This is a genomic window from Janthinobacterium breve, from assembly GCF_051380895.1.
Classification (GTDB): domain Bacteria; phylum Pseudomonadota; class Gammaproteobacteria; order Burkholderiales; family Burkholderiaceae_D; genus Janthinobacterium.
On the sequence record NZ_JBNYXY010000013.1, the window covers coordinates 115007 to 139151 of the forward strand.

At 62.6% G+C, this 24145-nt stretch carries 21 protein-coding genes and 1 pseudogene; 2 read left to right on the top strand and 20 right to left on the bottom strand.

The features are described from left to right. Window positions 1-120: 120 nt before the first annotated feature. From ACQ4W0_RS25305 to ACQ4W0_RS25400, 20 genes and pseudogenes are all read right to left on the bottom strand, one after another. Window positions 121-513 (bottom strand): DUF3597 domain-containing protein, encoded by a 393-nt coding sequence (locus tag ACQ4W0_RS25305; protein WP_436579261.1) that lies wholly within the window; start codon window positions 511-513, stop codon window positions 121-123. Window positions 514-689: 176 nt separating this feature from the next. After that, entirely contained in the window at window positions 690-3545 is a 2856-nt protein-coding gene (locus ACQ4W0_RS25310) for an EAL domain-containing protein (RefSeq protein ID WP_436579262.1), read from the bottom strand. Window positions 3546-3679: 134 nt separating this feature from the next. Next, window positions 3680-4072 (bottom strand): D-ribose pyranase, encoded by a 393-nt coding sequence (gene rbsD / locus ACQ4W0_RS25315; RefSeq protein ID WP_436579263.1) that lies wholly within the window; start codon window positions 4070-4072, stop codon window positions 3680-3682. Window positions 4073-4076: 4 nt separating this feature from the next. Then, the gene (gene rbsK, locus ACQ4W0_RS25320) at window positions 4077-4988 is read right to left on the bottom strand and encodes a ribokinase (protein WP_436579264.1); all 912 of its coding nucleotides are present in this window, start codon (window positions 4986-4988) and stop codon (window positions 4077-4079) included. Beyond that, the gene (locus ACQ4W0_RS25325; RefSeq protein WP_436579265.1) at window positions 4985-6043 is read right to left on the bottom strand and encodes a LacI family DNA-binding transcriptional regulator; all 1059 of its coding nucleotides are present in this window, start codon (window positions 6041-6043) and stop codon (window positions 4985-4987) included. The genes rbsK and ACQ4W0_RS25325 overlap by 4 nt, the downstream gene beginning before the upstream one ends. A 21-nt stretch (window positions 6044-6064) precedes the next feature. Continuing rightward, window positions 6065-7036, bottom strand: a complete 972-nt coding sequence (locus tag ACQ4W0_RS25330; RefSeq protein WP_436579266.1) for an ABC transporter permease — start codon at window positions 7034-7036, stop codon at window positions 6065-6067. Window positions 7037-7054: 18 nt separating this feature from the next. Continuing rightward, window positions 7055-8608 carry a sugar ABC transporter ATP-binding protein gene (locus tag ACQ4W0_RS25335; protein WP_436579267.1) on the bottom strand — a complete coding sequence of 518 codons (1554 nt, stop codon included), beginning with the start codon at window positions 8606-8608 and terminating at the stop codon, window positions 7055-7057. An 83-nt stretch (window positions 8609-8691) separates the two neighbouring features. Next, window positions 8692-9651 carry a sugar ABC transporter substrate-binding protein gene (locus ACQ4W0_RS25340; protein ID WP_436579268.1) on the bottom strand — a complete coding sequence of 320 codons (960 nt, stop codon included), beginning with the start codon at window positions 9649-9651 and terminating at the stop codon, window positions 8692-8694. 209 nt (window positions 9652-9860) lie between these two features. Beyond that, window positions 9861-10742: an EamA family transporter gene (locus ACQ4W0_RS25345; protein WP_436579269.1), complete on the bottom strand. Its 882-nt coding sequence runs from the start codon at window positions 10740-10742 to the stop codon at window positions 9861-9863. A 164-nt stretch (window positions 10743-10906) separates the two neighbouring features. After that, window positions 10907-11989 carry a zinc ribbon domain-containing protein gene (locus tag ACQ4W0_RS25350; protein ID WP_436579270.1) on the bottom strand — a complete coding sequence of 361 codons (1083 nt, stop codon included), beginning with the start codon at window positions 11987-11989 and terminating at the stop codon, window positions 10907-10909. A gap of 8 nt (window positions 11990-11997) precedes the next feature. Then, complete coding sequence (locus ACQ4W0_RS25355; protein WP_436579271.1) at window positions 11998-13128, bottom strand: zinc ribbon domain-containing protein; 1131 nt, start codon at window positions 13126-13128, stop codon at window positions 11998-12000. 66 nt (window positions 13129-13194) lie between these two features. Next, window positions 13195-13917 (bottom strand): hypothetical protein, encoded by a 723-nt coding sequence (locus tag ACQ4W0_RS25360; RefSeq protein WP_436579272.1) that lies wholly within the window; start codon window positions 13915-13917, stop codon window positions 13195-13197. Window positions 13918-13964: 47 nt separating this feature from the next. Next, window positions 13965-14729, bottom strand: coding sequence for a hypothetical protein (locus ACQ4W0_RS25365; RefSeq protein WP_436579343.1), 765 nt, complete (start codon window positions 14727-14729; stop codon window positions 13965-13967). 96 nt (window positions 14730-14825) lie between these two features. Further along, a pseudogene (locus ACQ4W0_RS25370) lies at window positions 14826-14933 on the bottom strand (zinc-ribbon domain-containing protein); the annotation flags it as partial. 284 nt (window positions 14934-15217) lie between these two features. Beyond that, a complete protein-coding gene (locus tag ACQ4W0_RS25375; protein ID WP_436579339.1) occupies window positions 15218-17479 on the bottom strand; it encodes a YgiQ family radical SAM protein in 2262 nt (753 codons plus the stop codon). 226 nt (window positions 17480-17705) lie between these two features. Next, window positions 17706-17984, bottom strand: a complete 279-nt coding sequence (locus ACQ4W0_RS25380; protein ID WP_436579273.1) for a DUF4404 family protein — start codon at window positions 17982-17984, stop codon at window positions 17706-17708. A 12-nt stretch (window positions 17985-17996) separates the two neighbouring features. Next, a complete protein-coding gene (locus ACQ4W0_RS25385; RefSeq protein ID WP_071326083.1) occupies window positions 17997-18209 on the bottom strand; it encodes a VF530 family protein in 213 nt (70 codons plus the stop codon). Window positions 18210-18330: 121 nt separating this feature from the next. Continuing rightward, the gene (locus ACQ4W0_RS25390; protein WP_436579274.1) at window positions 18331-20475 is read right to left on the bottom strand and encodes a M3 family metallopeptidase; all 2145 of its coding nucleotides are present in this window, start codon (window positions 20473-20475) and stop codon (window positions 18331-18333) included. Window positions 20476-20701: 226 nt separating this feature from the next. Continuing rightward, window positions 20702-22873 (bottom strand): M3 family metallopeptidase, encoded by a 2172-nt coding sequence (locus ACQ4W0_RS25395; protein WP_436579275.1) that lies wholly within the window; start codon window positions 22871-22873, stop codon window positions 20702-20704. 154 nt (window positions 22874-23027) lie between these two features. After that, the gene (locus ACQ4W0_RS25400) at window positions 23028-23246 is read right to left on the bottom strand and encodes a SlyX family protein (RefSeq protein WP_034753936.1); all 219 of its coding nucleotides are present in this window, start codon (window positions 23244-23246) and stop codon (window positions 23028-23030) included. A gap of 159 nt (window positions 23247-23405) precedes the next feature. Between ACQ4W0_RS25400 and ACQ4W0_RS25405 the strand changes: the two genes are divergently transcribed. Together ACQ4W0_RS25405 and ACQ4W0_RS25410 are read left to right on the top strand one after the other, a co-directional pair. After that, window positions 23406-23792, top strand: coding sequence for a type II toxin-antitoxin system RelE/ParE family toxin (locus tag ACQ4W0_RS25405; RefSeq protein WP_436579276.1), 387 nt, complete (start codon window positions 23406-23408; stop codon window positions 23790-23792). Beyond that, complete coding sequence (locus ACQ4W0_RS25410; protein ID WP_436579277.1) at window positions 23789-24145, top strand: addiction module antidote protein; 357 nt, start codon at window positions 23789-23791, stop codon at window positions 24143-24145. Before ACQ4W0_RS25405 ends, ACQ4W0_RS25410 begins: the two co-directional genes overlap by 4 nt.

The following is a 24145-nucleotide window of genomic DNA, read 5'->3' on the forward strand; positions in this document are numbered from 1 at the left end:
TGATTGTCACAATAGTTTCAATTGATTTTAGCTATCATGACACTATAGGAACTCCATGATAGGCAGTTCCCACAGGATTGGATAGCGGTGACAGTGGATACCCCTGCCGCCGCTAGGTGTTTAGTTTTTCAACTCTTCCGGTACTTTTCCGCCGTTTTCCGCCAGCTTGATCATCACCTGGCGGTGCAGCCAGATGTTCATGCTGGCCGAGTCATTGGTATCGCCCGTGAAATGCAGCTCTTGCGCCAGTTCCTTGCGCGAAGCCAGGCTGCTGTCGAGTTGAAGCAATTTCATCAGGTCGACGATGGACGTGCGCCAATTGAGTGTTTCCGCGTTCTTGCTGGCCAGGTCGACCAGCACCACTTCCACGTCCACCAGCGGCGCGGCAACCGCTGGAGCTGCCGCGGGTGCGGCCGCCGCTGGCGCGTCGGTAGCGGCAGCTGGCGTGGCTGCCGGAGCGGCGTCGGACGCATGGTGGAAGATTTTGTTATAGATATTGCTGAAAATGCCCATAAGGTTACCTCGAGTTGAGTGAATGGAAGAAGGTTTGCCTGCGCGCCCGGTTCATAACGCGAACCGGTGACAGCTGGAGCCGGGCGCAGGCGCCAGCCCGTCGAGTATAAGCCCGTTCAGGCCGGGAGCCCTGTCCCGCAGGGCCAATGGACATCTGGTGGCAGGGCACGCCTGTTTCAAGGGTGCAAGGGCCGCCGGGCGTGCAGCAGCGCATCGAACGCTTCGATGGCCAGCGGCGGCGCAAACAGATCGCCTTGCGCAAAGTCACAGCCGATCTCCAGCAGCCGTGCGCGCTGCTCTGGCGTCTCCACCCCTTCGGCGATGACCTGCAAGCCCAGCTTGTGGGCCATGGTGACGATGGCTTCGCACAGCACCAGTTCGCTGGCGCCGGGCGCCAGCTTGCGCACCAGCACGCCGTCGAGCTTCAGGTAATCGATGCCGCATTGCTGCAATTGCGTCAGCGAGGCCTGGCCGCTGCCAAAGTCGTCCAGGGCGATCTGCAAGCCCGCCTCGCGCAAATGCTGCAGCCGCTGCGCCATGCCGCTGCCGGCGCTGGCACCGGGTCCCAGCAGAGCATCTTCGCGCATGTCGAGCACGATGGCCGAGGCCGGCACATCAAGCGCCATCAGCTGGCGCAGCCAGGTGCCGGGCGCCTCGGCTTCGCGCTGCAGCTCCAGCGGCGACTGGTTCAGGCACAGTTGCAGCCCCGGCAAGCCAATGGCCTGGCCCTGCGCGCGCCAGCGCAGCAGTTGCGCGGCCGCCGTGCGCAGCACCCAGTCGCCGATGTCCACGATCAAACCGCTGCTTTCGGCCAGCGCCAGAAAATCGGGCGGACACACGATGCCCCGCTGCGGATGGTGCCAGCGCAGCAAGGCCTCCGCTTTGACAATTTTGCAGCCATGCAGCTCGACAATGGGCTGGTAATGCAGCTGCATCTGCTGTTCGCGCAGGGCCGTGCGCAAGTCCGCCCCCATGCGCATGCGGTTGACGGCCGCCACCTGCATCGCCGGCGTGAAATAACTGTAACGGTTGCGCCCCGCGCCTTTCGAGACATACATGGCCTGGTCCGCATGCTTGAGCAAGTCCTCGATATTGCCCGCGTCGTCCGGATACAGGGTGATGCCGATCGAAGCCGAGACGAATGCCTGCTCCGCCCCCAGCAAAAACGGCGCCAGCAAGCCGTCGAGTATCTGCCGCGCGATGCGGTCGACTTGCTGCAAGTCATCAAGGTCGGACAGGATCACCGTGAATTCATCGCCGCCCAGACGCGCCACCGTGTCCGTCTCGCGCACGCCCACGCGGATGCGCCGCGCCGCTTCGATCAGCAAAATATCGCCCTGGTGGTGGCCCAGGGTGTCGTTGACTTCCTTGAAATGGTCGAGGTCGATGAACAGGATGGCCACGCGGCTCGTATCGCGGCGGCCCTGGGCCAGCGCCTGGCGCAGGCGTTCGTGGAACATGCGCCGGTTCGGCAATTGCGTCAAGGTATCGAAATTGGCTTGCTGCCAGATCAGCGCTTCCGTTTGCCGCTTGTCCGTCACGTCTTCCAGCATGCACAGGTGGTGCGGCCCGCCGTGGCTTGCCGTGGCAATGGCCGTCACCGAGGCATCGACCCACACCACGCCGCCATCGGGACGCACGATGCGCTTGGCGTGGCGGAAGCCCGGCATGCGCCGCGCCAGCAACTGCGCCACGTGCGCCTGCTCGCCGGCCACGTCGTCGGGATGGCTGATCTCCATCCAGCTCGTTTGTTTCATGTGCTCCAGGGTGCGCCCGGCGATGGCCAGATAGCGCGGATTGATATCAAGAAACTGTCCACTCACGGTATCGATCAGGGCGATGCCCATGGGCGCTTCCTCGAACATGGTGCGAAAGCGCAATTCCCCCTGGCGGATGGTTTCCTCCGTGCGGCGGCGCTCGCGTGCCAGGTTGCTAAAATGAAAGGCGGCCGACACGGCCAGCAGGCTGCCCGCCACGCCCAGCGACAGGTACAGCCAGCCCAGGTCGGCGCCTGGCACGGGGTGATACAGGAAGCCCTTGTAGGCGCGGCTGTCCGTGGCATTGGGCGGCAGCACGCCCATGGCGACATACGTGTCGGCGATATGCTGCCAGCGCTGGGGATTCATGTAGCCGAGCTCCACCAGCACGGGCTGCAGCAGCAACTCCATCTGTTGCGCCTCGTACAGCAGATGTGCGTGGTCGTGGCGCTGACTGTACTTGACGTGGATCAGACGCGCCATTTCCTCGCGGTGCGCCATCGCGTATTGCCAGCCGCGCAGGCTGGCCGCGCGGAACGCTTTCACGCGCTCGGGATGGCGGTGCAGTTCGTGCTCACTGGTAAACAGGTTGTCGCCGTAAAAATCGATGCCGGCCGTGCGCGGCGTAAATTGATAGTAGGGAAAACCCGCCCGGTCCAGGTAGTCCGGTTCGTTGGTGGAATACGCGGCAACCGCGTCGACCTTGCCGTCGATCAAATCCTCGATCCGGTAGCTGGGCGGCAAGTGGCGCAGCTGCTGCGGCGCGACGCCCATTTTCTGCAGGAACAGCGACACTTCATCGAAGGCGGTCGCCACCTCAGTGGGCTCGCCTATCATCACGGCCGCGCCCACCAGCTTGCGCACGTCGGGCGCGCCGCCATGCTGGCGCATCAGCAGCACGCTGGGCGAATGCTGGAATACCACGGCCAGCACCACCAGAGGCTTGCCAGCCATGCGGCTGAGCAACAAGGTGCTGTTGCCGACGCCATAGTCGGCCTGGCCCGTCAGCACGGCGGCCTCGGCACGCGGCACGCCGCTGCCTTCGAGCAGTGTGACCTCCAGCCCCGCCTCGCGGTAATACCCTTGCTCGATGGCCGCGTAATAGCCGGCAAACTGGAACTGATGCGTGAAATTGAGTTGCAGGGAGATGGGTTCCAGCGCGCGGGCTGGCGGGGCCACGCACAGCAATAAGAAGAAAAGGCAGCGCCAGCCGTACGCCAGCCTGCCGGCAGGCGGCAAGAAGGAGCGGAAAGCGTCGGATGCTTTCATCGGCATGGCAGGACACCACAGGAAACTGCCGAGCTGGCAGAAGTAAGGCTATTGTAGCCGCCCCTTTTGCCGAAGGATAATTATTTCAGTGAGGGCAATAACGTTGATGTTTTTGGCAAACAGTTTCAGCATTATTTGCGCTAGAACACGACGCCAGCCACCAGAATGACGTTGGCATACGGACTGCATTCACCCGTGCGCACGATGGCGCGCGCGCCCTTCGACAGTTGCTTGAACTCATCGTGCGTCACCTGGCGCGCATCGGGCAAATCCAGGGCCGCCACCTGCGCCGCCATGGCCGGGTTGTGCTGCGGCAACTCGCTGGCGAGCAAATGGTATTCCACCTGCATTTCGCTCAGCACGGTGTTCACGGTATCGATGAAGCCGGGAATGCCGCGCGTCAAGGCCAGGTCGATCAGGGGCACGCCCGGCTGCGAGGGCAAGCCCGCGTCGCCGATGACGAGCATGTCGCCATGGCCCAGCGAAGCGATCAGTTGCGACAGCGCAATATTGAGCAGCGGTGTTTTTTTCATGGTCTCAGAACAGCTCGTGCAGGTGGGGAATCGAGGTTTGCGCGCCGGGCTTGGTGACGCTCCAGGCGGCAGCGCGCTGGCCTTGCTGAATCGCTTCCGCCTCGTCCATGCCGGACGCCAAGCCCGCCACGAAGCCGCCGATAAATGTGTCGCCAGCCGCCGTCGTATCGACAGCCTTGACGGCTTCGGCAGGGAACGTGGTATCGCCGCCATACAGGGCCGCGTGCACCCCCTTGGAACCCAAGGTGATGATGACGTTGTCGCTGCCCAGCTTTTGCAGCGCGGCCGCCAGCACCTTGACATCCGCGCCTTCCGGGCTGACGCCAGCCAGCATGGCCGCTTCGATTTCATTTGGAATCAGGTAGTCGACCAGTTCCAGCACGCCTGCCGGCAAGCTGGCGGCCGGGGCCGGGTTCAGCACCACGGTCTTGCCCAGCGAACGGGCCAGTTTGATCGCATGCACGACGGTGGCCATCGGCGTTTCCAGCTGCAGCACGACAATATCGGCCTGTTCGATCAAACCTTGCGCCGCATCAATGTGCGCGGGGCTCAATAAATCGTTGGCGCCGCCGGCAATCACGATGCTGTTCTGGCCATTGTCGTCGACGAGGATGGAAGCGATGCCGGACGCGACACCGGGCAAGGTCGTGATATGGCTGTCGATGATGCCGTCGCCGACCAGCGCCGCGCGCAGGGTCGCGCCGAATGCGTCATCGCCCACGCAAGCGATCATGGCCACTTGCTGGCCACCGGCGGCCACTTTGCCGCTGAGGCGCGCGCAAGCGACGGCCTGGTTGGCGCCCTTGCCGCCAGGAATGGTGCGAAAAGCGCCGCCCGTCAGGGTTTCGCCGGGGAGGGGCATGCGCGGCACGCGCAAGACCAGGTCCATATTGATGCTGCCGATAACCACGATCATGATGTCATTCCCATCAGTTCAGTTGCAGGTGAAGAAGTAGGTGCGGAAGAAGTTACAGTGGCAGCCACGCTGGAGCCGCGCACGTGCAGTGCGGGCGCGATGCTGCGCTGCTGGCGCGGCAAGGCGGGGTCGGCGATACGCGCCAGCAGGCAGGCGGCCGTGATGTGGCCCAGCTCGCGCGTGTTTTGCGCCACGCTGCTCAAGGCCGGATGCACGAAGCTGGCCAGGTCGATATCGTCGAAGCCGACGACGGCCAGCTCCGCCGGCACGGCAATGCCCCGCTCGGCAGCGGCGCGCAGGGCGCCAAATGCCATCAAGTCATTGCAGCAGAACAAGGCGTCGGGGCGCTGGCCTTGCGGCAGCGCCAGCAAGTCCAGCGCCGCCGCATAGCCGCCCGCGCTCGTGAAATCGCTATGGCGACACAGCGCGTCGGCCAGGACCACGCCCGCGTCCGCCATGGCGCCGCGCGCGCCGTCGACGCGCTCGTTGGAAATGCTCACTTCGCGGGGACCGGCGATGCAGGCGAGGCGCCGGCGTCCCAGCCCCAGCAAATGGCGCGCGGCCAAAGATCCCCCGGCGCGGTTGTCGACGGCCACGGCATCGATGGACAGGTCGCTGGGCGCGCGGTCGAGCAGCACGGCCGGCACCTTCATCTTGCGCAGCAATTCGCCATCGCTGTCGGCCAGCGCGGATAAAATCAAGCCGTCGCAGCGCTTGGTCAAGAGCACGTTCAGGTAGTCGCGCTGCTTGACGGGGTCGTCATCGGAATTGCATAAAATAACGCTGTAGCCGGCCGCGTAGCAGCTATCCTCGATGCCGCGCGCCACTTCCGAAAAATACGGGTTCGTATTGTTTGGAATGATCAGGCCGATCGTGCCCGTGCTGCGGCTGCGCAAGGAACGCGCCAAGGCGCTGGGCACGTAATGCAATTGCTCCGCCGCCGCCAGCACGGCGCGGCGCGCCGCGTCGCTGACGGGGCGGGTATTGTTGAGGACGTGCGACACGGTGGTAAACGACACCCCCGCCGCCTGCGCCACTTGTTTGATGGTTGCCATGAAACGCGCTTTCTCCTGTGATCAGGCGCGTTCGCCGCGGCGGCGGTAAGTGTCGAGCACCACGGCGGCCACGATCACCAGGCCCGTGACGATGCGTTTCACGGGTTCGGATACGCCCACTTGCGCCAGACCCGCTTCCAGCACGGAAATGATCAACACGCCGATAAAGGTGCTGATGACGGAACCGCGCCCGCCCATCAGGCTGGTGCCGCCGATCACGACGGCGGCGATCACTTGCAATTCCATGCCCACGCCGCCATTCGGGTCGGCAGCTTCCAGGCGCGAGACCTGGAACAGGGCGCCCACGCCGGCAAGAAAGCCCATCAAGGCAAACACCAGCACTTTTGACGGCTTCGTGTTGATGCCGGACAAACGCACGGCTTCTTCATTCGTACCGATGCCGATCCAGTGACGACCCAGCACCGTGCGCGTCAGCACCAGGTGGCCGATGACAACAATGGCGATGGCGGCGATGAAGGCGGGCGACAGGCCGAAGGCGATCGGCGAGCTGATGCCGTCAACGGCACTGCCGATGTATTCGGTGCGCGAGTTCGTCACTTCATACGCCAATCCCCGTGCCATTTCCAGCACGCCCAGCGAAACGATGAAGGAGGGTATGCGCCAGCCGACGGAAATCAGGCCCGTGGTGGCGCCGCACAGGGCGGCGACGAACATGCCCAGCAGGGCCGCGCTCCACACGGGCCAGCCCCAGTGCACGACGGCCAGCGACAGCACGGAAGCGGCCAGCGCCATCACGGAGCCGACGGACAGGTCGATGCCGCCGATGATCAGCACAAAGGTCATGCCGACGGCCATCACGACCAGAGTCGGGATGTTGTTCGACAGGGTGCTGAGGGTGGCGAGCGTAAAGAAATTTTCGCTGGCAAACGAGAACAGCACGCACATGGCGACCAGGGCGCCGATCAGGCCCGCATAGTTTTTCAGGTCGGCCAGGCTGCGCTGCAGATACGAAGGAGAGGAGTGGGTGGTCATGGGAATCTTTCCGGCGGATCAGGCCGCAGCTGGAGTGGAAGTGGGGGTCAAATAGCCGGAGAAGGCGGCCGACAGCAGCGCGTCCTGGCTCCAGGCACCGCGCTCGAAGGTCTCGACGATGCTGCCCGCGCTCATGACGGCGATGCGGTCGCAGATCAGCATCAGTTCGCGCAAGTCGCTCGACACGATGAGCAAGCCCTTGCCCTGGCGCGCCTGTTCCGCCAGCACCTGATAAATATCAAACTTGGCGCCGATATCGATGCCGCGCGTGGGCTCGTCGAACAGCATCACGGGGCAGTCGCGGTACAGCCAGCGGGCAATCACCACCTTTTGCTGGTTGCCGCCTGACAACTCGGCCACCGTTTGCGCGCTGTTGCGCGAGCGGATGCCCAGGCGTTGAATGTAGTCGTCGGCCACCGACGCTTCGGCCGCGTCGTTGAGCCAGCCTGCGCCACTGACGGTATCGAGCGATGCCAGGGTGGTGTTGACGGCGATGGACTGGCGCAGCAACAAGCCTTGTCCCTTGCGATCTTCCGTGATCATGGCGATGCCGGCTTTCACTGCTGCCTGCGGAGAAGACAAGGCGGCGGGCGTTGTGCTGTCACCGAGGAACACCTCACCAGCATCGGCACGGTCGGCGCCGAAGATCAGGCGCAGCAATTCCGTGCGGCCCGAGCCGATCAGGCCCGCAATGCCGAGGATTTCGCCCGCGCGCAAGTCGAAGGAAGTGGGGTTGACCACCTTGCCGCGCGCCAGGCCCCGCACGCGCAACAGCGGCGCGCCGATGGTGCGCCCGCTCAAGTCCACTGCATCGTCGGCCGAGCGGCCCACCATCAGGCTGACCAGGTCGGCGGCGGAGTGTCCCGCGATATCGTCGTCGCACACGAGCTGGCCGTCGCGCAGTACGGCGATGCGGTCGGCCACGCGCTTGAGTTCTTCCAGGCGGTGTGAAATATAGATGATGCACACGCCTTCGGCCTTCAGGCGTTCGATTTGCAGGAACAGCAATTCCACTTCGCGGTGCGTCAGCATGGCCGTCGGCTCGTCGAGCACCAGCAGGCGGCAGGAACCGATCAGATTGCGCGCGATTTCGATCATTTGCTGGTGGCCGATGCCCAGTTCGCCCACGAGGGTCCACGGGTCGAGGCCGCCCAGGCCGACTTTTTCCATCTGTTCACGCGCGTCGCGTTCGAGGCGCGTACGGTCGATAAAGCCGAAACGCTGCGGCAGGTTTTTCAGGTACAGGTTTTCCGCGATCGACAGGGTGGGAATCAAATTGAGTTCCTGCATCACCATGCGGATGCCCAGCGCCTCGGCGGCGCCGCGCGAGGCGGGCTGGTAAGGCTTGCCATCGAGCAGCATGGTGCCGGTGGTGGCTTGCTCCAGGCCGCAGATGATCTTCGACAGGGTGCTCTTGCCCGCGCCGTTCTCTCCCGTCAGCGCCAGCACCTGGCCAGGGGCGAAGCGCAGGCCCACACCGCCCAGCACGGGGCCGACATAGGACTTGCCGATGTTGTCCAAGGTCAATAGAGGGGTGGCGGCCGGTGGCGCCGGGGGAATGTCGGTAGGCATGATAAAACTCCGCGGTAGTGGCGGCGGGGCCGGCGCCGCCTACTCGTAAGTAGGCAGGCGCCGGCCCCGGCGGGATCAAACGATCAGGACTTGGCGCCCTTGGCGACCAGTTCGACCTTGGTTTCGATGACGCCACCAAGCTCGGCCTGTTTCTTCTTCTGCGCCAGGGCTTTCAGCACGGTGTCGATGCCGAACACGGCTTGCTGCGAACCGAACTGGTCGGCGGTGGCCAGCACGCGGCCATCGGCCAGCATCGGCTTGATGGCGTTGATGTTGTCGTAGCCGACGACCAGCACCTTGCCCGTCTTGCCGGCCGCCTTGATGGCGGAAATGGCGCCGATGGCCATGTTGTCGTTACCGCACAGCAAAGCCTTGATATTCGGGTTGGCGTTCAGCATGGCGGCGGCCACCGTGTTGGCAGGAGCGATTTCCCACTGGCCCGACTGCACGCTGACGACCTTGGCACCGGCCGCGTTCATGGCGTCCTGGAAACCCAGGGTGCGCTGCTGCGCGTTGTAGGTGGTGGACACGCCTTCGATGATGCCGACAGGGTCGCCCTTCTTGATCTGCTTGGCCAGGTAATCGCCGACCACCTTGGCGCCCTTGCGGTTGTCCGGACCCACAAACGGCACGCTGATGCCCTTCTCTTTCAGGGCGCCCTCGTCGAGCTTGTTGTCGATATTGACGACGATGATGCCCGCGTCGATGGCTTTCTTCAGCACCGGCACCAGCGCCTTCGAGTCGGCCGGAGCGATCACCAGCGCGTTGACGCGCGAGACGATCATTTGCTCGACCAGCTTGATCTGGCTCGACGTATCCGTTTCATCCTTGATGCCGTTCGACAGCAAGTCGTACTTGGCGGCATTCGCCTTCTGATGCGCCTTGGCGCCGTTTTCCATGGTCAGGAAAAATTCATTGGCGAGCGACTTCATCACCAGCGCCACCTTCGGCTTGGCAGGTGTCTGTGCCATCGCCGGCACGGCGGGCAAGGCACACACCAAGACAGCAGCGGCAATCATTTTCAGGCGAATACGGGATGTCATGAGCGTCTCCAGAGTTGTTGGTCAAGCACGTGTAGAGCATGCTTTTATGGAATTTCATTGCGCGCAAACGTTTGCGCGAAGCGAATAGTGCCTCAATGCGCCATATCAGTGCAAGCAAAACTGTATGTGCGGTGCAGCAAAAAAGGGGATGTCCGGAGGGGAACTGGCAGGCCGATGCGATCAGCCCGCCTGGGAGAAATGCGCGGAAGTCAGCGGTTTGTTGCGGGCCGGGCACTGGCCCACTGCACGGCCAGCACGCTGGCCAGCACCAGCAGCAAGCCCAGCATCGACCAGCCCGTCATGGCCTGGCCCAGCAAGGCCCAGCCCAGCACGACGGCCATCAGGGGACTGAGCAGGCCCAGCGAGGAGACGGCCACGGGCGACAGGCGGGCGATGCCGCGGAACCACAGCCCATACGCCAGCAGGGCGCCGGCCAGGCACAGGTAGGCGTACGCCAGGACTTGCTGCAGGGATAGCGCCGGCAAGGGCGCATCGGCCAGCCAGGCGACGGGCGCCAGCATCAGGCCGCCCAGCAGCAATTGCCAGCCCGTCAGCGCCAGCACGGGCAAGTCCGGCTTCCAGCGCCGCGTCAGGTAGGTGCCGGCCGCCATGCAGGCCGTGCCGCCCAGTGCGGCGGCGATGCCGATGGGTTCCCACACCGTGCGCGGCGACAACAGCAAGACGCCCATGCCGGCCACGCCCAGCACGCTGGCCCCCAGCGCCAGGCGGGCCGGACGACGCCCTTCCACGCCCCAGGCCAGGCCCATCACCAAGAGCGGCTGGATGGCACCCACCACGGCCGCCAAGCCGCCCGGCAAACGGTAGGCGGCCACGAACAGCAGCGCCTGGAACACGCCGATATTTAATGCGGACAAGATTAGCACGCGGCCCCAGTCGCGCCGCGCGGGCAGACGCCGCATCAGCAGCAGCAACAGCAAGCCGGCCGGCAGCACGCGGATCAGGGCCGCCGTGAAGGGGCGATCGGGCGGCAGCAGTTCGGACGTGACGATATACGTGGAACCCCAGATCAGGGGCGCCAGCGCCGTGAGTACGATATCGCCCCAGGCGGGGCGGGCGGAGGAAGAGGTCATACAACTATCTCGATATTAAGATAAAAATCGAGTGTGGGCGCGAACTATCTTGATGTCAAGATAAACCAGTCGCTGCGCCGCCGGCTGACAAGCGTAAAAAAGCCCGGCACGGCCGGGCTCTGGAAATGATGCAAGGCGGCAAGCTGCGCCGCCTGGATAGCTGCTTAATCCCGCATGCGCTGCAGGGTCGTCACTCGCATGCCGCCCATGCTGATCTGCGCCGTGCTGCCATCGTCGCTGACGATAATGTCCATGGCCGCATCGCCCGCGCCTTCCGGCGTGATCGTCACGGTATTGCCGTTGGTGGTGAAGGTGGCCTTGGTCGACGTCCCGTTATTGATCACGCTGTCACTTGTAAATTCCAGGACATTGCCCATCGCCGCCTGCCATTTCCCCACCGCCGGGTGGCCGCCAAAGCGGAACGCGCTCTTCAGCTTGTCCAGCATGCCCGCGCCCTGCACGGCCGGCGATTTGCCCATCACACCAGTCATGGCCGCCTGGCTCATCTGCGCTTCATCGATGACTTGCCATTGCTTGTCGACCAGCGCCATCGGCAGTCGCACTTCCAGGTCGCCATCCGGCAAGCGTTGCAGGATCAGCGCGCGGTCCGCCGACTTGGCGAACCACGCCGCCTCATCGGTCAGCGTCAGCGTGGCCTTGGCCATTGCTACCTGCTGTGCGCCCAGGTCGCGCACCTGATCGTAGCCGCTGACCTTGGCCGCTTTCACGCCCTTGGCCACGCACAGCTTGTCGCCGCGCAAGGCGGCCTTGCCCGGGGCGGCCAATGCGTAGACAAATTGCGATTGGGCAACCCAGCCACCGCTGCCTTGCTCGACGGGAGCGCTGTACAGCCCGCCACGCACGAGGATATCGAGCCATTGCCGGGTCGAGGTATCGTACGAGGCCACGCGGATTTCTTCCTTCTGGTACGGCAAGTTGGCGAGGCACAGCAACTTGTCGCGCGCCGCCGCGTCGGCCGCCAGATGGGCGTTGATGGCGCGGCTGAAACTGCTGGCCGAGGCCGCTTCGGGCGCCAGCAGCCACGCCAGCGCGCCACCGGCAACGATGAGCACCGCCAGCACGCCACCGGCGATAATGACGTGATGCCGCTTCACGCCAGACAACGCCGACGTCGCGGCCGGTGCAGGTGCCGGCGACGATGCGGCGTTCAGGGCCTTGCCGCATTCATCGCAAAAGCGCGCGCCCGGGGCATAGGCCGTGCCGCATTTGGTGCAGAAGTGAGCCATGGTCTGCCTTACTTGAGTTTATGCGCGCATTCGCCGCAGAACGCATCGTCGGATGCGACCGGCGCCTTGCAGTTCGGGCATTGCAGGCTGTCAGCCGGTGCAGCGGCTGCCGCTGCCGGGGCGGCTGGAGCGGCTGGTGCCGTCGCCTGCTCGGTCAGGGCACGCGCACGTTCACGCGCTTCCTCGGCTTTCTTCTTGACCACGGCCAGGCCGTCGTTCAGGCTCGCTTCCGAGGCGCTGAAATCGACATTGCGCGTGGCGTTCAGGTAAATGATGCACACGCCCTTGGTGAAGATCAAGCCCGGTACGACGGCTGCGGCCGCCATCAGCAAGCCGCCGCCAAGGCCGGCAGCGATGATATAGCCGGAACCGCTGCCGCCACCCAGGCCCGAGGCCAGCGTGTACATATTCATCTGACTGCCCAGGCCCAGGATGCCGGCCGACATGCCCGTGGTCAGCGACCCGCCCGTGCCCAGCACGCCAAAGATCAGCAGGGCCACAAACGACGTGATCAGGAACAGCAGCACTTCCAGCAGGATCACGGACACCAGCTTGGTGCGCACGATCTGGTTCAGGCGGGCAATGATCTGGAACACGCTGGCACCCGACCAGGCGGCAGGGCCGGCCAGCGGCAACATCACGTAGAACAGCGCAAACACCAGCACGCCCAGCACGATGGCCGACAAGGGGAAGACCACCGCATACAGCACGGGGCCCAGCACGGGAATCTTGCAGACGAACAAGATAATGGCGATGGCGATCATGGCCGCCAGCACGATCAAAAACTCCAGGAAGACGACCGCGATCAGGCGGTGGCTCGTGTACAGCGAGACGAGCACGGCATCAACCAGGCTCATGCCAGGCTGGCCCTGCACATCGCGCATCAGCAGGATGCCCACGGCGTTGGAACCGTAAAACATCACGAGGAAGGCCATCAAGCCACCGAAAAAGGCCAGCAGCGGGCTCCTCATGCTGCCGGCAAGCATCGTCAGCACGCCACCGACGAGCACGGCGCCGATGAAGGTCAGGGCCAGCAGGGCAATCGCGCGGAAATTCTTGATGGCGTCGGTCGCTTCGATCAGCGATCCCACGGCGGAGGAAAAGGGAAGAGGTTTATGTGCTTCTGTGGAAATGGTCATGTCTAGCCTGGAAGGGGTGAATAGGGATGGGACGGCCGGCCTGGCCGCCCCGTGTATTGCTCTGTGTTAGTAGGCCAGCGCCAGTTGCAGTTCGCTCGCAGGCGCCTGGCGCTGGACGATCTGCAGCTTGACGTCCTGGCCACCGACACGCTTGCTATTCAGGTACAAGGCCGTACGCACGGGGTAAATGCCCTGCGGTACGCCTTCGGGCATGGGAATCGAGAAGCCGCCCTTGTAGGCGCCGCTGCCGTTGTTGCTGCTGACCACTTTGCGCACAGTTTTGATCAAGTCGCCATTTGGCTTGTACAGGCTCAATTCTTCTTCCACCAACGGATTCGGATCGCGCGTGCCGGCCGCCACTTCAATATACGAATTGGTCTGCGCCTTCTGGCCCGGACGCACGGAGGACGGCGTAAAGCCCGTCTCATACTTCACCAGCGTCGACTGCTCGGGCAACTTGCCCTTGTTGGCCACCTTGTAGTCAGCCTGTACCTGCTGCGCCGTCTTGACTTGCTGGCTTTGATAATTCAAGGCCACGCAGGCGAGTGCGCCCAGGCTGGCGCCCAGGGCCGCGCCGCGCACGGTATTGGTGCCACCGCCCAGCAAACCGCCGACGACGGCGCCGATGCCGGCCAGCATGGCGGTATTGCATTCACCGCTGGCCGCTTCCGTGCCTGCGGTGGTGGTGCCGGTGGCGCCAGGGCCACCCGGCGCGGCGCAACCGGCCAGCATCGAGGACACGACCAGCAGCGCCACCATGGGCTTGGCAATTTGTTTCAAGTTTTTCACGTTATTCTCCGGGAGGAACAAAATAGGGGGAAGGCAAACAGCGCGGCTTACTCGATCTGGATTTGCGACAGCGCCTTGTCTTGCGCTTCTTTCGCCTTGTGCTTGATGTCGAGCGCGTAGCGGTTGCCCTTGTCCATGCGCAACACGGCATTCGCGTTGGCAATGGCACAGTCGTATTTGCGCTGGCTCATGCAGTGGCTCGCTTCCGACAGGCTCTCCGTAATCACGCTTTCCAGGCCGGCAGCCTTGTTGGCAGGGGCGGCTGGCGGTGCTGCCTTGACGGGCTTGGCCGGCTTTTCCGCAACAGGTGCCCGTGCCAGCTCGGGAGCGGGAGCGGCCTCCGGCACTGGCGTGGGTTCATCTGCAGCCGCAGCAGGAGTTGCGGCAAAGTCGGCCGTCGCGGCGCCATCGAGCACAGGGTCGCTGATGGCCAGAGGCTGCTCGGCGGCAGACGCAGGGTCCTCCTGCGCAGACAAGGTTGGCGTGGGTTCCGGCGCCGCTGCTGGCGGCTTGCCTGACAAGAAATAGTAAGCGCCCGCACCGCCCAGCAGCACCACCGCTGTGACCGTCGCAGCGATCAGTTTCATGCGCTTGCCGCCCGTTGGGCTGTCAGCCGGCATATCGGGAACACTGTCCGGCACGCGTGCGGGAGTGGCTTCTGGTTCCGGCACAGGTGCGGGCACAGGTTCGGGATCGGCACGGCGCTTTTCCAGCACGGGCGGTGGCGGTGGTGACGCGACCGGTTCCGGGATGGAAATGGGAACGGGAACGGGTTCCGGGACAGCTTCGGCGACCACGTCTGCTACTGGCACGGCGACCGGCAGCGGCGCGACAGCAAAATTGAACGCGCACTTGGGGCAGAATTTGGCATCGGCCTTGCAATCATGACCGCACTGGCCACAGGATTTGCCTGGCACCGGGGCGGCAACGGTCGTGGCAACGGCAAACGTCGTGCCGCAGGAAGAACAGAATTTTGCGCCCGGTTTATTCTCGGCCTGGCAGGAAAGGCATTTCAATTGGCATCTCTTTTCATATCAACGCTGACGCCGTACGCCTGTATCGCTTGCCAGAATGGCAGCATTGTTGCCGTACGACTAAATATTCAACGAGTATATTTTCAAACACCAAGTTGCCACAAGGGAAAATTGCCTTTTGCTCTATTCAATTTTTAAATATTGGTAAAAATCCTGCCACCAAAGGGTACCGCGCCCCATCTTGGTGCGCAGAGAGCAAAAAACCCGGCAACGCAGTACGCGTTGCCGGGTTTTTCAGAGGAGGCGCCAGGATTGGTCAGGCTGGCTTACTTGCGTCCGCTCCGTGCCGGCGCGGCATGGCCGCCCTTGGCCGGCGGCTTGCTGCCACGGCCCATCGACGCGGCGGCCGGTTTGGCCTTCGTCTTGATGGTCGACAAGATCGATGGACGCACTTTCGACTCGGCAGCCGACGCTTTCGGCGCCGCGGCCGTGCCGCCCAGGGCGATGCGGTTCTTGCCCGGCGTGACCTTGAACTTGTCCGGCGTGCCGGCGCCATGCGTCTGGCGGCTGCGTTCGCCTGCGGCCAGGCCGCCCGATTCCGACGAGGTCCAGGCAGGAATCAAGTGCTTGTCGCCATTGCCGATCAGGTCACCACGGCCCATGTTGACCAGCGCTTCGCGCAGGATAGGCCAGTTGGCCGGATCCTGGTAGCGCAGGAAGGCTTTGTGCGTGCGGCGGATCTTGCCGCTGCGCGCCGTTTCCACCACTTCCGAATCTGCCGTGACCTTGCGCAAAGGATTCTTGCGCGTGTGATACATCGTCGTGGCCATGGCCATCGGCGTAGGCATGAAGGTTTGCACCTGGTCCAGCTTGAAATTGTTTTTCTTCAGCCACAGGGCCAGATTCAGCATGTCCAGGTCCGTCGTGCCCGGATGGGCGGCGATGAAATACGGGATCAGGTATTGCTTCTTGCCCGCTTCCAGCGAGAAACGGTCGAACATTTCCTTGAACTCGTCATACGCGCCGATGCCAGGCTTCATCATCTTCGACAAGGTCCCCTCTTCCGTGTGCTCGGGCGCGATCTTCAGCAAGCCGCCCACATGGTGCGTCACCAGTTCCTTCACGTATTCGGGCGAACGCACGGCGAGGTCGTAGCGCAAGCCCGAGCTGATCAACACTTTCTTGATGCCGGGAATGGCGCGCGCCTTGCGGTACAGCGAGATCAGCTTGCTGTGGTCGGTGCCCAGGTTGACGCAGATGGACGGGTACACGCACGACAGGCGGCGGCACGACACTTCGATCTCTTTTTCCTTGCAAGCGAGGCGGTACATATTCGCCGTGGGACCACCCATATCGGAAATGGTGCCCGTAAAGCCCTTGGTTTTATCGCGGATATGCTCAATCTCGCGCAGGATCGACGGTTCCGAACGGCTCTGAATGATGCGGCCTTCATGTTCCGTGATCGAGCAGAAGGTGCAACCGCCGAAGCAGCCGCGCATGATGTTGACGGAGAAACGGATCATTTCCCAGGCAGGGATGTGCGCCTTGCCATAGCTCGGGTGCGGCGCGCGCGCGTAATTCATGTCGTACACGCCATCCATCTCGTCCATGGCCAGCGGCAGCGGCGGCGGATTGAGCCACACGTCGCGTTCTCCGTGCGCCTGCACCATGGCGCGCGCATTGCCGGGATTCGATTCCAGGTGGAACACGCGCGAGGCGTGCGCATACATCACGGGGTCATCCTTGACGACGTCGTAGGCGGGCAGGCGCACGACCGTCTTGTCGTGCTTTTCCTTGGCCATGGCCAGGCGCTCTTCGCGGCTCATGATGCGGATCGGCTTGATGACTTCGGCCGATTTCGAGGCATTTTCCGTGGCGCAGGCGGTCTTGTCTTCCTGCACCATCTCGTACGGGCTGTAGTGCGGGTCGACCTTGCCGGGCACGTCGACGCGGGTGGAATTGTGCACGCCCCAGTCCTCGCCGGGCAGCCAGCCGGCCGGCACCATGAAGGCCGTGCCGCGCAAGTCGCGGATATCCTTGATCGCTTCGCCAGCGGCCAGGCGGTGGGTCAGGTCGACCAGCGCCCGCTCGGCATTGCCAAAGATCAACAAATCAGCCTTGGAATCGGGCAAGACGGAACGGCGGACCTTGTCCGACCAGTAATCGTAATGGGCGATGCGGCGCAACGACGCCTCGATGCTGCCGATCACCACCGGCACGTCGGGATACGCTTCGCGCGCGCGCTGGGCGTACACGGTGACGGCGCGGTCCGGGCGTTTATTTGGTTCCGCGTTCGCCGTGTAGGCATCGTCGGAGCGGATCTTGCGGTCGGCCGTGTACTGGTTGACCATGGAATCCATGTTGCCGGCGGTAATGCCGTAGTACAGGCGCGGCTTGCCGAGGATGCGGAAGGCCTCGGCCGACAGCCAGTCCGGCTGGCTGATGATGCCGACGCGGTAACCTTGCGCTTCGAGCAGGCGGCCCACCAGCGCCATGCCGAAACTCGGATGGTCGATGTAGGCGTCGCCCGTGACGAGGATGACGTCGCACTGGTCCCAGCCCAGCGCATCCATCTCGGCACGCGACATCGGCAGGAAAGGCGCCACGGCAGCGCGGGCAGACCGCTTGGGAACGGTCGAAAATAAATTGGTAGGGGAGCTCATAGGGTACGGATTGTACCGGAATTGGCCATTTCCAACCTGACAGCCAGCTTTTTACTGTTGGATTTTCGTATAAAAAACGTTTATTTTTCAATCACTTGGGGAAATGTGGCCCTTTCCCGCAGGAACGGGCCCGGCATTCCTCAAGACTTGCTCAAATACCCATATTGGCTAAAATCTCACCCAATTCCCGTAAGGCCGGCTCCAGTTTCGGATGCTTGACGGCGAACTTGGCCGACAATTCCTGGCTGCGCTCGGCCAATCCATAAGTGATCGACTCTTCGTCCTGTTCCTGCGCGGCGCGCTTTTCCATCAACAACTTGATGTCGACATCGAGTTTTTGCAGCAAACCATGCAGTTCTTCATCGACGGGGCCGCTGGTTGCTAGTGTCGAATGCAGCTGTTGCAGCGATTCCTTGAGTTTGCTATCCATATCTTTTTCCTGTCAGTCAGTAAATTGCGTGTCCAGGTACAGCTGTTCCACCTTGCTCCTGGCCCACGGGGTCTTGCGCAAAAACTTCAGGCTCGACTTGATGCTGGGATCGCTAATGAAGCAATTGATATCGATGTGCTTGGCCAGGCCGTCCCAACCGTAATGGGCGTGCAGGCGCGTCACGATACCTTCCAGGGTAATGCCATTCAAATCTTGCTGACTCATATACTCTTTCAACTGCCTTCTTATTTACATCTTCATTGACATCTTACTCAATTCTACGCCGCCGGCACGGAAAGCTTGCGTGCGCCATGTCAACGCAACGCAAGCTTCTGATGAGGACGGCTTACTTCGCGTTCAAGCCGCGGCGTTCCAGCAATGGCTCCACGGTGGCGTCGCGGCCACGGAAGTCGCGGAACAGTTGCAGCGCATCGACGCTGCCGCCACGCGACAGCAATTTGCTGCGGAACCAGTCGCCATTCTTGCGCGTCAGGCCGCCGTTTTCCTTGAACCAGTTGACCGATTCCGCGTCCAGCTTTTCCGACCACAGGTAGGCATAATAGGCCGCCGAGTAACCGCCCGAGAAGCTGTGCGAAAAGTAGCTGGTGCGGTAGCGCGGCGGCACGGGCGCGTAGTCGACGCCCGCATCCTTCAACGACGCCGCTTCAAAGGCCAGCACGTCGGTCGGGATCTGGCTCGGCGCCAGCTGGTGCCAGCGCTGGTCCAGCAGGGCCGCCGACAGGTATTCGGTGGTCATGAAGCCCTGGTTGAATTTCTTTGCCGCCGTGACTTTATCGAGCAATTCCTGCGGCATGGCCGCGCCGCTCTGGTAGTGCTTGGCATAGTTTTGCAGCACTTCCGGCCAGACGGCCCACATTTCATTGACTTGCGATGGATACTCGACGAAGTCGCTCGGCACGCTGGTGCCGGCAAAGCGCGGGTATTTCACGTTCGAGAACATGCCGTGCAGCGCATGGCCGAATTCGTGGAACATGGTCGTCACTTCATCGAACGTCAGCAAGGTCGGCTGGCCGGCGGGCGGCTTGGGAATATTCAATTGGTTGGCGACGACAGGATGCGTGCCCATCAACGACGATTGCGACACGTATTCATTCATCCACGCGCCGCCATGCTTGTTGCCGCGCGCATAGAAGTCGGCGATGAACAGGGCCAGCGGCTTGCCGTTGGCATCGAGCACGTCGTACACGCGCACGTCCGGGTTGTATACCGGCAAGTCTTTGCGTTCCTTGAAGCTGATGCCATACAGTTTATTGGCGGCAAAGAAGACGCCGTTATTCAGCACGCTGTTGAGTTCCAGATACGGTTTCAACTCGTTTTCATCGAAATTGAAACGTTGCTTGCGCAGCTTGTCCGTGTAGATGGCCCAGTCGGCCGCTGCCACCTGGAAACCGCCTTTTTCCGCATCGACCACTTGCTGCAGGTCGGCCGCTTCGCGGCGCGCATTGGCCACGGCCGGTTTCGCCAGTTCCGACAGCAAGGTGTTGACGGCCGTGGTGGTCTTTGCCGTCTGGTCTTCCAGCGAATACGCGGCATAGTTGGCGTAACCGAGCAGGGTGGCACGTTCGGCGCGCAGTTTCGCCAGCTTCAGCACGATGGCGCGGTTGTCGAACTCGCCGCCCTGGCTGCCCCGGTTCAGCGACGCATCCATCAAACGCTGGCGCGTGGCGCGGTTGGTCAGCACGGCCAATGGCGGCTGGCCGCTGGTGTTGACGAGGGCGATGAGGAACTTGCCCGTCAAGCCGCGTTCCTTGGCGGCTGCGGCGGCCGTGTCGATATCGCTGTCCGTCATGCCCGCCAGTTCGGCGCGCGTGTCGACGACGACGCTCTTGGCATTCGTTTCCTTCAGCACGTTTTGCGCGAAGGCCGTTTCCAGGCCCGCCTGCTCGGCGTTGTAGGCTTTCAATTTTTCCTTGTCCGCATCGGACAGCTTGGCACCGGCGCGCACGAAATCCGTGTGATAGCGTTCCAGCAAGCGCAAGGATTCGGCATCGAGGCCCAGCTTGTCGCGCTTGGCGTACAGGGTGTCGATGCGGGCAAACAGTTTCGGGTTCAGGGTGATCGCGTCGCCATGTGCGGCCAGCTTGGGCGACACATCCACTTCCACCGCTTCGAGCACGCTATTCGTGTTGGTCGACGTCATGTTGCTGAAAATGCTCTGCACGCGGTGCAGCAGCTGCCCTGTGCGCTCGAGGGCCACGATGGTGTTTTCAAACGTGGGCGCCTGACGGTTGCTGGCAATCGCATTGACTTCGGCCAGCTGGCGTTTCATGCCTTCGGCAAACGCCGGCGCGTAGTGAGCATCCTTGATCAGACCGAACTGCGGCATCTGGAACGGCAGCGGGCTGACTTTCAACAGGGGATTCTGGGCGCTGATGGCGGCGGCGGGTGCGGCGGCGGCGGCCAGGGCGGAAGGAGCGGCGTGGGCCAGCATGACGCTGGCGGCGATGACGAGCAGTTGTGGACGGATCATGACATCTTTCAGGAAGCGCGGGGAAGAACCGCGATCGCGTCGCGGGCCAGTGGCAGATCATAGCAGCCTGTCACACAGGCGTCATCCAACATGGGCGATCCTGTGGTGCATCGCGCCAAATGCGCGATTTACCACGGTTTGCAATCAAAATCTCCAAATAAAAATGGCCGCCAATTGCTTGGCAGCCATTTTCAATTACCCGGCGTTGACGCCGGAATAACACGACTTACTTGCCGCTCAAGCCACGGCGTTCCAGCAGCGGCTCGATCTTCGCATCGCGGCCGCGGAAGTTGCGGTAGATGTCGAGCGCATCGGCGCTGCCGCCGCGCGACAGCAGCTTGGCACGGAACCAGTCGCCGTTCTTGCGCGTCAGGCCGCCGTTTTCCTTGAACCACTCGACCGTGTCGGCATCGAGCTTTTCCGACCACAGATAGGCGTAGTAGCCAGCCGAATAACCGCCCGCAAATGCGTGCGAGAAGTACGTGGTGCGGTAGCGCGGTGGCGCCGGGGCAAAATCGACGCCCGCGTCCGTCAAGGCCGCTTTCTCAAACGCCAGCACGTCGGTGGGAATCTGCGCCGGGGTCAGCTGGTGCCAGCGCTGGTCCAGCAGGGCCGATGCCAGGTATTCCGTGGTTTTATAGCCCTGGTTGAAATTGTCGGCCGCCGTCACTTTGGCCAGCAGCTCGGCCGGAATGGCCGCGCCCGTCTGGTAGTGCTTGGCGTAGTTTTGCAGCACTTCCGGCCACAGCGCCCACATTTCATTGACTTGCGACGGGTATTCGACGAAGTCGCGCGGCACGCTGGTGCCGGCAAAGCGCGGGTATTTCACGTTCGAAAACATGCCGTGCAGCGCATGGCCGAATTCATGGAACATGGTGTTGACTTCGTCAAACGTCATCAGGGTCGGCTGGCCCGCTTCCGGCTTTGGAATGTTGAGGTTATTCGCAATCACCGGCTTGCGGTTCAGCAAGCTCGACTGGCCCACATAGGCATTCGCCCAGGCGCCGCCGCGCTTGTTGCCGCGCGCGTAAGGGTCGAGCGTGAAGATGGCCAGCTGCGTGCCGTCTTCGTTGAAGACGTCGTACACCAGCATGTCGGACGTGTAGACGGGCAAGTCGGTGCGCTGCTTGAAGGTGAGGCCGTACAATTTACCTGCGGCAAAGAACACGCCCTTGGTCAGCACGCTGTGCATTTCAAAGTACGGTTTTAATTGGGTCTCATCAAAGTTGTAGCGTTCGGCACGTACCTTGTCGCTATAGAAAGCCCAGTCGGCGGCACCCACCTTGAAGCCGCCTTTTCCTGCATCGATGACCTTCTGGATATCGTCCGCTTCACGGCGCGCATTGACGACGGCCGGTTTCGCCAGCTCGCCCAGCAGCGCGTTCACGGCAGTGGTGTCGTGCGCCGTCTGGTCTTCCAGCGAGTAGGCCGCGTAATTCGGGTAGCCCATCAGCGCGGCACGTTCGGCGCGCAGTTTCGCCAGTTCCAGCACTTCGGCGGTGTTGTCGAACTCACCGCCACGGCTGCCGCGCGCTTGCGAAGCGGCCATGATGCGTTCGCGCAAGGCGCGGTTGGTCAGCAACGACAGCGGCGCCTGGCCCGTCGTGTTGACGAGGGCGATCACATACTTGCCATCCAGGCCGCGCTTCTTGGCCAGGCCGGCGGCCACTTCGATGGCGGCCGGTGACAGGCCGTCCAGTTCTTCGCGCGTGTCGACGACGACAGCCGAAGCGTTCAATTCTTTCAGCACGTTTTGCGCAAACTTGGTCGACAGGGCGGCCAGCTGGCCGTTGTAGCCGCGCAGCTTTTCTTTGTCGGGCGCCGACAGCTTGGCGCCCGCGCGCACGAAGTCCGTGTGATAGCGCTCCAGCAAGCGTTTCGATTCGGCATCGAGGCCCAGCTTGTCGCGCTTGGCGTACAGGCTGTCGATGCGCTTGAACAATTTGTCGTTGAGCATGATCGCGTCGCTGTGGGCTGCCATCTTCGGCGCCAGCTCGCGTTCCAGGCCCTGGATCGTGTCATTCGTGTTGGAACCGGACATCACGGAAAAGACGGTGCGCACGCGGCCCAGCAACTGGCCCGAGCGCTCCATGGCGACGATGGTGTTGTCGAACGTAGCTGGCTTCTTGTTATTCGCAATCACGTTGATTTCCGCCAGGTTGGCGGCCATGCCGGCCGTAAAGGCGGGCGCGTAGTCGGCATCCTGCACCTTGTCGAACGGTGGATAGTGGAATGGCAGGCTGCTGGCTTGCGCAAACGGGTTCGAAACGGGCAAGGCGACGGCCGCGGTAACGGCAGTGGTGGGCGCGGCAGTGGCGGTAGCGGTGGCGGCAAAAGCGGCGGCGGCTGGCACCAGCATCAGGCTGGCGGCGATGACGAGCATTGTTGGACGGGTCATGTCTTCTTTCAAGAAACGCAAGAGAGCCGCGATTGTGTCGCGGGCCAGCCTGAAATAATAACAGCCTGAAACACTTGCGTCACCAGCAACTACTGACCTTAGCGGGTTGACGGGTAATGAATGGTTTTCATGCGCGCCGCGCCACGATGCCGATTTAGTAATGCGGCGGACGCTCGTTGACCAGTCCGCCATTCGCCTGCTGCGCCCCGTCGCGCACGTGCTCGCCCAGCTTGTGCAGCATCGCTTCCAGCTGGTCGATGCGCTTGCCCTGCTGGTACACCATCTGGTTCAACGACTCGACCAAGTCTTCCTGCTGCGCCAGCTTGATTTCAATATCGACGAAACGTACTTCCATCTGTTCTGCATTGTCCATGGTGCTCACGGTGACTCCTGACTGAAAGGGGGCATTTTACCGCCGCAGCGGCGTGAGCCAGGACAAACTCCCGCCATTCGCCGCCAGGCGGCCCCGGATTTCTGTTTATTCTCTGTATATCGGCTCAAACCGCTTGACGAATGAGAACAAACGATTACAATGAACGCACCAACGCCATCCGAGCCATCCCTGATCGATACGCGCAAGACGGTTGAATACCGGCGCTGGGAAGATGGCCTGCACGACGTGGCGGCCGCCGCCATCGATGCGCGCATCAAGCATTTGCAGCATGGAAAAAAGGGCGACTGGCGGCCGGTAGGCGAAGGCGTGTGCGAGCTGCGCTTCTTACAAACCGGCCCCGGCTGGCGCGTGTATTTTCACGAGACCAATCTGGGTACCCTGATCTTGCTGCTGCTGGGCGGCACCAAGTCCAGTCAGCAACGCGACATCAAGCAGGCACAAGCAATCCTCAGGGACTTGAAAGCCCGGCAGGCGGCCATTCGGAAAGCGGCGGCAGGTCCATCAACAGGAGCACGAAAGAAATGAACCAGGATATCAACGATAACGGCTTTGACCCGGACGATCTCGACGCGCTGGGATTGAGCAAATTTGACCCGACGCAACATCTGACCAGCAAAGCCGCCGTGGCCGCCTACATGAGCGAAATCGTCGCCACGGGCAACGCAGAACTGTTCCAGTCGGCCATGAATGACGTGGTACGCGCCTATGGCATGGGCAAGGTGGCGGCCAGGGCCGACATCACGCGCGAAGGCGCGTATAAAGCCTTACGCGAAGGCAGCAAGCCACGCTTTGAAACCATTTTAAAGATGCTCGATGCGCTGGGCATGCAGCTGGCCATCGTGCCAAAAACCACGCCAGACGGCGCCGTGGAAGCGTGA